Source organism: Mesorhizobium sp. M7A.F.Ca.CA.001.10.2.1, assembly GCF_003998575.1.
Taxonomy (GTDB): Bacteria; Pseudomonadota; Alphaproteobacteria; order Rhizobiales; family Rhizobiaceae; genus Mesorhizobium.
Window position 1 is genome coordinate 1 of the sequence record NZ_RZQY01000726.1, and the last position, 2,895, is coordinate 2,895.

3 protein-coding genes are annotated in these 2,895 nt (G+C 62.9%); 2 read left to right on the forward strand and 1 reads right to left on the reverse strand.

What is annotated here, in order from left to right; all coding sequences use genetic code 11:
• Positions 1-878 (reverse strand): sugar-binding transcriptional regulator (locus EN964_RS30700; RefSeq protein WP_127277151.1); only part of this gene is annotated, 878 nt, incomplete at its 3' end.
• A gap of 259 nt (positions 879-1,137) precedes the next feature.
• Between EN964_RS30700 and EN964_RS30705 the strand changes: the two genes are divergently transcribed.
• Both EN964_RS30705 and EN964_RS30710 read left to right on the forward strand, forming a co-directional pair.
• Positions 1,138-2,124, forward strand: a complete 987-nt coding sequence (locus EN964_RS30705; RefSeq protein WP_127272592.1) for an ABC transporter substrate-binding protein — start codon at positions 1,138-1,140, stop codon at positions 2,122-2,124.
• 88 nt (positions 2,125-2,212) lie between these two features.
• Positions 2,213-2,895, forward strand: a 683-nt coding sequence (locus tag EN964_RS30710) for an iron ABC transporter permease (RefSeq protein ID WP_164776100.1), incomplete at its 3' end; no start/stop codon positions are given.

Genomic DNA, 2,895 nt, shown 5'->3' on the forward strand with positions numbered 1-2,895 from the left:
ACCTTGCGCTTGCCGCCCGCGGCAAGAACGACATTAGGCACGTTGCTGACCACATCGAGATCGATGGCCATGACGCGGCTGTTGACCTCGTGGTCGACCAGCCCGCCGGCGGCATCGACGAAATAGCACAGCATGTTGGCGACCGCGCCCTTCGCTTTCAGCGGAGCGATCAGCGATGACGGCACGATGCCATGCCGGAAGATGGTGGCGTCCGGCGACATGTCGCCGACGGTGAGCAGCGCGATGTCGGCGGCGGCCGCGCGTTGGCGCACATCCTGCAGGGTCGGCTGCGCCCAGAGGAGATCGCGCAGCGAGGAATTGTCGACCGTCACCGGCGCGGTGATCTGGTAGCTGTCGACCTCGAAGACGTCTGCGACCTTGGCTGCGACAATCGATGGATTGATCCATTGCGAGTGCGGCAGGCTGCCGACGAGCGCCACCACGCAGGCACGCTTCAGCTGCCGGCGGGCAAGGAAGCCGAGGCTGGCATGCAGGGTCGCGCCGCCACCGATCGCCAGCGTCATGCCGTCCTGCATCTGCTCGCCGAGGTAGGCCGCGACGGCATGGCCGATGGCCTTCTCCAGATGGTCATGCCCCGACGGCGTCGGGATGACGACGGCGGCGTTCAGACCCCAGCGCTTTTCCAGTTCCCGCTCGAGCGCCACCTGTCCGGCGGTCGGCGCGTTGATCATGGTGACGACAATGCCCTCGGCGGTGCAGGAGGCCAGCGTACGCATGACCTTCACCCTGGAGACATCGAGCTTTTCGGCGATCTGTTCCTGGGTGAAACCTTCGACATAGTAGAGCCATGCCGTCTTGACGTTAAGGTCCGACGAGACCATCGGCAGGCGAGCCTGTCTGGGTTTTTCTGTGGTCATCGGTTCCTGTCCCTCATGAGCCGTGGCCTGCCCGGTGCTCATCAAGGAAACACCGGCCGGATGTCAACTGATGCCGGATCTTCGGCGTGTCGATTGTCGCACATTTCTGTTCATTTGTAATTGACATCGTACATATGAACATATTTTGTGGGTTTCACGCGCTGTGTCATCCACCAGTCATATGCGCCGTGCAGGGAGGAAGAGACGGGGAGCCGGCCAGAGCCGGACCGGTCATGCACAGACAAGACAGGAGGTCTCATTGAAGACGCACTTCATCAAGCTGCTGGCCAGCCAGCTGGCACTCGCGGCAACTTTGTTTGCCGGCGTGGCAAACGCCGAAACACTGACGCTCTACACGTCCCAGCCGGAAGCCGACGCGGCCAAGACCGTGGATGCCTTCAAGAAGGCACAGCCGGGTATCGATGTGAATATCTATCGCTCGGGAACGAGCGATATCCTGACTAAGATGGCGGCCGAGTTTGCCGCCGGCAGCCCGCAGCCCGACGTGCTTCTGATCGCCGATGCGGTCTCGATGGAGCTGTTGAAGAAGGACGACCGGCTGCTGCCCTATCCCGAGGCAAAGCTCGAAGGCATCGAAGCGGATGCCTATGATGCCGGCAAGACCTATTTCGGCAGCAAGCTGATCACCACCGGCATCGTCTACAACACCGCGGCGACCGAGAAGCCGCAGCATTGGGCAGATCTCGCCAAGCCGGCCTATGCAGATGGCCTGGTCATGCCGAGCCCGCTCTATTCGGGTGCGGCCGCCTACCTGCTTTCGGGCTTCGTCGGCGATACCAATTATGGCTGGGATTTCTTCCAGAAGCTGAAGACCAACAACACCGTCAGCGTGCGCGGCAATGGTGCGGTGCTGAAGTCGGTGGCATCGGGCGAGAAGCCCTATGGCATCCTCGTCGACTTCATGGCGATGAACGCCAAGAAGAAGGGTTCCCCGGTCGAGTTCGTGTTCCCCTCGGAAGGTGTGCCGGCAGTGACCGAACCGGTCGCCATCATGAAGACCGCCAGGAATGTCGATGGCGCCAAGAAGTTCGTCGACTTCATTCTTTCCGATGACGGCCAGAAGCTTGCGCTTTCGATGGGCTATCTGCCGGCGCGCGCCTCGGTCGGCCGCCCCGAATGGCTGCCGGAAGGCGTCAAGGTCAAGGTGATGTCGTTCGACACCAAGGCAATCGTCGCCAAGACCGACGCCGACAAGGCGAAGTTCTCGGAACTGTTCGGCGGCTGAGCCGGCAATCCAGTCGGCATGCCCCCCTAGCGGCATGCCGACTGCGAAACCCGAGCGCATCGGCTGATCGATCCCAGGAAAAGCAATCATGTCAACACGGATCAGGGAAAGCCGGGGCCAGGAAATGGTCCTGACGGCGGCGGTGGCCATCGTCATCGTCCTGCTTTCGCTGCTGCCGATGCTGCGCCTGATCAAGGAGATCGTGGCACCCGGCGGCACGCTGTCGGCCGTCGCGATAAAGGCGGGGCTCGCCAGTCCGGCGACCTGGGTCGCCACCTGGCACACACTGGTCGTCGGTATCGGCGGCACCCTGCTTGCGGTGTTGTCGGGTACGCTGGTGGCCGTCCTCGTCACTCTGACCGATATCCGCGCTCGCAGCGCCATGGTGCTCTGTTACGTCATGCCCTTGATGATCGCACCGCAGGTGACGGCGCTGGCCTGGCTGCAATTGTTCGGCCCGGCAAGCCCGTTCCTCAAGCTGTTCGGGGCGGCACCGCCGCTCGGTACCAGGAATCCGCTCTATTCGACATTGGGCATCATCCTGCTGCTCGGCGTGCAGTATGGGCCGCTGGTTTTCCTGCTGGTGCGCGCCGGCCTGCGCAAGCTGCCGCGCGAGCTGGTCGAAGCGGCGCGGGCGGGCGGCGCCGGCTGGTTCACCGTGCTGGTCACCATCGTGCTGCCCTTGATGACGCCGTCGATCATGGCCGCCGCCGCACTCGCCTTCGTCTCCTGCGTCGGTAATTTCGGTATTCCGGCCTTTCTAGGCTGTCT